Genomic DNA, 7,205 nt, shown 5'->3' on the forward strand with positions numbered 1-7,205 from the left:
CCCCACCAAGGTCCAAGTGGACCACGCAGGCAGGGGCGGGGCGGGGGCGCGGATCCCTATCAATCCAGGCGCTCCCGACCCGCCCCTGCCGGGCCGCAGATTCACAGATCGCTGGCTCGATGCCATGTCGGCACCGTCCACCCCCGCGCTGGCTCGATGACGGAGGCGTCTCGCTCACAATCGTTGCTCCCTGACGGATGTTCGCGGGAGATGTGCCGGCGGCCAATCAGATCTGGAGGCTGATCGCCAACCCCTTTTGCTGGTTTGCCGACGCATCGCCCAATGCCGTTCAGGCGAAGGCGCGATCGACGTCGAAGTCGGTCCCCTCGCGCAGCATGAAGTAACAGGCTCGTGCCAGCTTGTGCGCTCACGCCACCGTCTTGATGGCGACCACGCCATTGGTCTTGGCGCGCTTGCGCTGGTCGTAGCGCTTGATCGCGGGGTTGTAACGCTCCGTGAAGTTGGCCGCCTCCAGATAGGCCCAGGCCAGATATTTGTTGCCGCTCTTGGCGTTGCCGCGGCCCTTGCGTTTGCCGTTGGAGAGCCGCTCGCTGCCGACGAGGCGACTATAGGACGCGTAGTTGCCGACGCGGGCAAAGCGCTCGATGGGTCCGGTCTCCAAAGCCCATGGGGTCACAAAGCCCATGGGGTCTTGAAATCACGCGGCGCGTGATTGCAAGACTTGACCCCTCTTTCCCCGAGAGACTCGTCCGGTTCTCGCCGCAGGGCTCAACGCCCCGTCTGTTCGATGCGTAGGTGCTCCAAAAGCTCCAACAGCGGAGCTGCCTTGTCGTAGGTCTCGCGATACTCGGCCTCTGGGTCGGAGTCTGCCACGATGCCGCCGCCTGCCCAGAGCCGGATGACGCCGGCAGAGTAGACCAGGGTGCGGATGACAATGTTGGTGTCCATCGCACCGTCGTAGCCGAGATAGCCGATCGCGCCGCAATAGACACCGCGACGGTGGGGCTCCAGCTCCTCGATGATCTCCATGGCGCGAAGCTTGGGCGCGCCTGTGATCGACCCTCCCGGAAAACAGGCCCGCAGGAGATCCACCGCATTGCGCCCCTCGGCGAGACAACCGCGGACCGTACTCACCAGATGATGAACTCGCCTATAGCTCTCCACCTCGAAGAGTGTCGGGACGTGCACAGTGCCGATGGCGCAGACCTTGCCGAGATCGTTGCGCAGCAGGTCGACGATCATCAGGTTCTCGGCACGATCCTTGGTGCTTCGACGCAGAGACTCCGTGAGCATCCGGTCCTCGGCGGGATGGCTCCCGCGCGGCCGTGTCCCTTTGATCGGCTTGGTCTCGACCCGATCGCCGCGCACGTGAAGGAAACGCTCGGGCGAGGAGCAGAGGATGCTGCAGTCGGGTGTCGCGAGATAGGCCCCGAAAGGCGCAGGATTCAGCCGTCTTAGACCCTTGTACCCCTGCCAGGCGTCACCCTGCGCCGGTGCGGCGAAGCGTTGGGCGAAATTGACCTGGTAGCAATCGCCCTCATCCAGGTAATGACGGATGCGCTCGAGTGCGCGCATATACTGCGTGCGGCTTAGGTTGGAGCGAACGGGCGCCAGGACACGGAAGACACCAGGTGCGGGATCCGCAACCGACAGGGCGCGAATCAGACGCCCGAACACCTCGTCGAGACAGGCCGAATCCTGCGCAACGATCCGGGAACGGCCGCGCGCATGATCCACCACCAAGGCCCAGTCATAGATCCCGATCGCCATATCCGGGATGCCCTCCGCGTCTTCCGCCACGCTCGGGAGACGCTCCAGGCGACGGGCAAGATCATAAGCGAAGTAGCCGATCGCGCCCCCGCAGAAGGGCAGACCCGGGACGCGGGGCCGCCGCTGCCCAAGCGCCGCGTCCAGCAACGCGAAGGGATCCGCGGGGGAGCTGCGCATGCCTTCTGCATCTCGAATCACGGTAAGATCCCCGCGCGTCACCAAGGTGACGCGCGGGTCCGCGGTCAGGATATCGTAGCGCCCCAGGGTGCTCGCAGGCCGGCCACTATCGAGAAAGACGGGCCATGCACGGCCGACAAGGCTCTCGAAGAGTGGACTGCTGTCGGGCCGATAGGGAAACTCGCGTATGCAGGGGGGCATCAACCTGAATCCGGCAATTGGAGGTGTAAAGGACCTAAAGCATGCGTGGAACGGCGATCTCCCGTGACATCCTGATCGCTCGCACGGTGAGCCACCACATTCATGTCCGCGAGGATCCGGAACCCTCGCCCGGGGCTAGCCTCCTCCGCCACCAGGAAGTCTTGCCGATGAGCCTCGTCCAGCCGAGCGGCAACCGCCGCCGCACCGTCATCGACCTCTTCTCGGGTGCCGGAGGCATGAGCTACGGCTTCCACGTGCACCCTTCGTTCCGGATCGTCGCGGCAATCGACCGCGAGCTCGGCAAGCCGAGCAGCGGCAAAGGCCGTTCGGGCTGCAACGACACCTTTCGGCTCAACCTAAATCTTGCACCGATGCCCGTGGATCTGGCTCATGTCGAGGACACCGACATCGCAGCGGCGAGACGCGACATCCTCGGCGGACTGGATCTGGACGTCTTGTCAGCGTGCCCGCCCTGCACCGGATTCTCGAGGGCGAACCCGAACAATCACCTGGATGACGACGAGCGTAACAGCTTGGTGGCGAGAACGGCGCAATGGGTGCGCATTCTCTTGCCGCGGGTTCTGGTAATGGAGAATGCACGGGAGCTTTTGAAGGGCAACTTCGCGCATCACTTCGGCGAGCTTCGTCGGCAGCTCGAACAGATGGGCTACGACGTCCACGCAAGCATCCACATGCTCGACAGGTTCGGTCTCCCCCAGCGACGAGAACGCGCGTTGGTGGTCGCGACCAGACTTGCGGTCGGCGCCAAGGGCCTCGAAGACCTCTGGCAAGGCTACGAGGTCGATCGGACGGCCACGCACGTGCGCCGAGGCATCGGTCACCTGCCGCCGGTGTCTGCGGGAGAGCGCCATCCGGAGGACCCCTTCCACGTCTCGCCCGGCTACAGCCATCCGGAGCAGCATCGCCTCTGCACCCTCCGAGAGCTCGCGCTGCTGCAGGGTTTCCCCGAGCATTACCGATTCGGCGGCGAATCACTGTCGAACCAGTACCGCCACATCGGGGATGCAGTCCCGCCGCTGATCTCCCATCAGCTTGCCCACGTCTTGGAGTGGATGTTCACGGGCGAGAAACCCGAGCTCGCTGACTGCGTGCTGCCCGGCACCAGCCTTCACGCGGAGGACATCCAGCCGGCGACGATCCAACCCGGTCGAATCTAGGAATCCCCGCCGGAGCTTCCGATGGTGCGCGACCCGCTCCACGACGCTACCCCCGCCGGATCCGAGTCGCCCAAGGGCTCCACCCAGTCGCGCTCGCAGCGCTCGAGCAGCTTGGCCAGAATCCCCGCGCCCGGCACCGCAAGATCGGGCGGCGCCACGTCGGCGAGCGGGACCAGCACGAAGGCACGTCGGGCCATCTCCGGATGCGGGATCGTCAGGCCGGGCTCGTCGATGCGCATGTCGCCGTAGACGAGGATGTCGAGATCCAGGATACGCGGACCCCAGCGGGTGCCGTCGCGCCGACGGCCGTGGGCCAGCTCGATCCGATGGAGCTCCGCCAAGAGTGCCTGCGGGGCGAGGCGGGTCTCGAGACGGGCCGCCGCATTGATATAGTCGGGTTGACCAGGCGGACCGACGGGCGCGGTCCGATACAGACGAGAGGCGGCCCGCAAACGGCTTTCGGGCAGCGCGGCCAGCTCGCCGATGGCCGCCCTCACCTGCAGCTCCGGCTCCTGCAGATTGATGCCGAGGCCGATCCAAACGTCGACCGGCGCGCCGAGGGTCATCGGACCGGGGGAAGAGTCAATCAGGGTCATGGAAGCCGCCTCGAACGCATCCGCAAAAAGACCGCCCCCGGCATCCGTTCTCGCGGATGACCGGGGGCGGTCGGCGCACACGCGATGGTGTGCGATGGGCGCTCCAGGCGCCTTGCCTATGACTACGCAACCTCGATCCGCCGACGCTCCGTCTTCTCGGTCTTCGGCAGATGGATCTCAAGCACACCGTCCTTGAACTCGGCCTTGGCGTTCTCGAGGTCCACGTTCTCCGGCAGTCTCAGCGACCGCACGAAACTGCCGCGCGCGATCTCGGACCGGTAGTAGGTGCCCTTCTCTTCGGTCTTCTCATGCTTACGCTCGCCTTTGAGCGTCAACACTTGGCCGACCAGCTCGATCTCGAGATCCTTCTTCTCGACGCCCGGCACCTCGGCGCGCACCAGAAGCTCCTCTTCGCGATCGATCAAGTCGACCTTCGGGGTCATCTCGACCGCCTGCTCGAGGCGCGCCCACTCCGGCCACATCTCACGGAACGGATGCATCCACCCATGCCGCCAACCACGCTGCGGGCCGCCCAGCATGAGATCATCGAAGGCGCGATCCATCTCGTCGAAGAGTGTCATCTCACGACGCGGGACCGCTTCGCCAATCGCTTTGCTTTTGGTTTTCATGGCAGTCCTCCTGTCTTCTATTCCCACTTAAAGTATAGCTCAGAGGCCGAGGTTTGCTCCCCTCGCACGCACTGAACCACATCACGGCTGCCATGGATTGATCGTGACGAGACCGCAATGCTCGAAGGCGACGAGGTTACGTGTCGCCCAGCGACCTCCCTGCGGCAAGCGCTGCAGAGTGGACAAGAGCAGCGCAGTCCACCAGCGCCGCTGCCAGGCATGAACCGCTGGCCTTCAGATCGGCGGAAGAGGTCGACTGCAAGTCGACGATCCCGGGGCTCGCCGCCTCAAGCCGCCAACGCCAGCCGCTTCGCCGCGCCGAAATCCGTCTTGCCGCTGCCGAGCTTGGGGATCGCCTCGACCTGCAGCACCTCGGCGGGGATGCTCAGCGGATTCATCCCGGCCTCGAGCAGCTGCTTGCGTAGACCATCGGCATCGATCTCGCCGGCAACCAGGAGCAGGATGCGCTCGCCCTTGCGCTCGTCGGGGAGGTTGACGGCGGCCAGCTCCAGCTCGGGTTGGCCAAGGATGCGGCGGATCTGATCCACGACCGCGCCCAGGCTGATCATCTCCCCGCCCAGCTTGGCGAAGCGGGAATAACGGTCGACGATGGTGAGGAAGCCGTCCGGGTCCAGATGACCCTTGTCGCCGGTCTTATACCAGCGCTGACCGTCCAGCTCGACCACCGCGTCCGCGGTCTTCGCCGGGTCGTTGAGATAGCCCTTCATCACCTGCACACCGCCGATGAGGATGAGCCCGTCCTCGCCGGGCGGCAGGGTCGCCAGGGTCTCGGGGTCGACGATGCGGAAGCTGGTGCCGGGCAACGGCAGACCCACGGTACCGGGACGCGAGCCGGCCTGGATTTTCCATGTTGCGGTCTCGAGCGCATCCGGGACGTTGACGCTCGCGACCGGCGTCGTCTCGGTCGCTCCGTAGCCTTCGTAGATCAGCTTGTTGAACTTGAGTGCGAAGGCGTCGCGGACCTCCGGAGCGAGCCGCTCGGCCCCGGCGACCACCACACGCACCGACTGGAGCATCAGGGGATGGACGCGCTGATTGCGGATATAGAGCCGCAGGAAGGTCGAGGTACTGCACAGCACGGTCGCACGATAGCGGGCGATCGCCTTGGCGGTGCCGACGGCGTCCGTCGGGTCGGGATGGCAGACCATCGGGATGCCTTCGAGCAGCGGCAGGAAGGTGGTCACCGTGAGCCCGAAGGCATGGAAGGGCGGCAGGTTGGCGAGGATGAGATCGTCCGGCTCGGTATTGAGCACATCCGCGATCTGACGCACGTTGGCCATGATGTTGCGATGGCTGAGCTCGATGCCCTTGGGCGTACCCTCGCTGCCGCTGGAGAAAAGGATGGCGGCGGTGTCGTCGGGGCGACCGGGCCGTCCGAAGAGGCGGAGCAGGAGCCCGGCGGGCACGAGGATGCCGATACCCAGGAACGCCAGCGCCTCCGCCTTGCCGATCTCGGCGCGCAGGGCCTCCATCGGATGCAGCGTCGCCTCGGCGAAGGCCGCGTCGAGATCGATCCCGCGCTGTTGGAGCTTGTCGAGGAAGCGCTCGGAGGTGACGACATGGCGTACGCCGGCGTTGCGCATCCCGGCCACGAGCGCCTCGCTGCTGGCGGTGTAGTTCAGATTGACCACCTGCTTGCCGACGAGCAGCGCGGCCAGGTTGGCAATGGCCGCCGCACTGCTCGCGGGCAACAGGATACCGACGGCCGGCTCGGGGGCGAGACGCTTGATTCGGCTGCTGAACAAGAGGACCGCCGCGATCAGGCGACGATTGCTCAGGCGAGTCCCGATCGAATCGATCACGGCCACCTCCCCGAGACGCCGTTTCGCGGCCGCGAGCCAGGCCGCGGGCAGGGTCGGCAGGGTCGCAATATGGGTCTGCCAGGAGGTCACCGACAGCTCGAAGACCGCCTGCTTGACTTGCTCTGCGCTCGCCTCCCGCGGCAGCGGCCGGCCGAAGGCGACCAGTACGTCGCGGGTCCGGCCCTCGCGGCGACTGGCCTTGAGCTTCTCCTTGGCGTAGGAGAAGCGGCTCCCCCAGAGACCGCGCAGATAGAAGGGCAGGATCACGCCGGACGTGGCCGCGCGCGCTGATTTCTCGAAGCCGCGCTTGAACTCGGAGAGCTGCCCGTTCTTGCTGATGGTGCCTTCCGGGAAGATGCACACTACCTCGCCCGCGTCGAGCAGCCGCGAGACGGTCTCGATCGCCTCGCGGCTGCGTCCGCCCGAGATCGGCACCACGCCGAAGAAGTCCAGAAACCAGCGCAGATACCAGCGTTCGTAGATCACCCGCTCCATCACGAACCGCACCGGCCGCGGGCTCGCCATCTGCACCATCGCCCAGTCGACCCAACTGATGTGGTTGCCGAGCATCAGCACGCCGCCTTGGGCCGGCATGTTCTTCAAGCCGATGACGTCGAGCCGATAATGGGTCGACATGGCGCGCGCCATCAGAAAGCGCACCATTGACTGGGGCAGCTGGTAGAGGGTGTAGATGGCCCCGCAGAGCGCGACGACGGCGAGCGCGAGCATGACCGTCAGACCACCGATCTGAAGATAGGCCGCCAGCACCGTGAGCCCGAGGAAGCTCAACATCGCGATGTTCTGGATGAAGTTGTTGGCGGCGAGCACGCGCCCGAGCCCTTTCTCGCCGGCGTTGAACTGGATCAGGGC

At 65.6% G+C, this 7,205-nt stretch carries 6 protein-coding genes; 1 reads left to right on the forward strand and 5 read right to left on the reverse strand.

What is annotated here, in order from left to right; genetic code table 11:
* Positions 1-367: 367 nt before the first annotated feature.
* Both VLR48_RS17865 and pabB read right to left on the reverse strand, forming a co-directional pair.
* Entirely contained in the window at positions 368-646 is a 279-nt protein-coding gene (locus VLR48_RS17865; protein WP_325293084.1) for a transposase, read from the reverse strand.
* An 83-nt stretch (positions 647-729) separates the two neighbouring features.
* Positions 730-2,109, reverse strand: a complete 1,380-nt coding sequence (gene pabB, locus VLR48_RS17870) for an aminodeoxychorismate synthase component I (RefSeq protein ID WP_325293085.1) — start codon at positions 2,107-2,109, stop codon at positions 730-732.
* A gap of 167 nt (positions 2,110-2,276) precedes the next feature.
* On the opposite strand from pabB, the gene VLR48_RS17875 reads away from it, so the two are divergent.
* Complete coding sequence (locus tag VLR48_RS17875) at positions 2,277-3,287, forward strand: DNA cytosine methyltransferase (RefSeq protein WP_325293086.1); 1,011 nt, start codon at positions 2,277-2,279, stop codon at positions 3,285-3,287.
* On the opposite strand, the gene folK is transcribed toward VLR48_RS17875, so the two are convergent.
* The 3 genes from folK to VLR48_RS17890 all read right to left on the reverse strand — a co-directional run.
* Entirely contained in the window at positions 3,284-3,883 is a 600-nt protein-coding gene (folK, locus tag VLR48_RS17880) for a 2-amino-4-hydroxy-6-hydroxymethyldihydropteridine diphosphokinase (RefSeq protein ID WP_325293087.1), read from the reverse strand. The two genes, VLR48_RS17875 and folK, sit on opposite strands and share 4 nt — an antisense overlap.
* A gap of 122 nt (positions 3,884-4,005) precedes the next feature.
* The gene (locus VLR48_RS17885) at positions 4,006-4,512 is read right to left on the reverse strand and encodes an Hsp20/alpha crystallin family protein (RefSeq protein ID WP_325293088.1); all 507 of its coding nucleotides are present in this window, start codon (positions 4,510-4,512) and stop codon (positions 4,006-4,008) included.
* Positions 4,513-4,799: 287 nt separating this feature from the next.
* Positions 4,800-7,205: AMP-binding protein (locus VLR48_RS17890; RefSeq protein WP_325293089.1), on the reverse strand; the 2,406-nt coding region annotated here is incomplete at its 5' end.

The sequence above is a fragment of the Thiocapsa sp. genome (genome assembly GCF_035467215.1).
In the GTDB taxonomy this organism is placed as follows: domain Bacteria; phylum Pseudomonadota; class Gammaproteobacteria; order Chromatiales; family Chromatiaceae; genus Thiocapsa.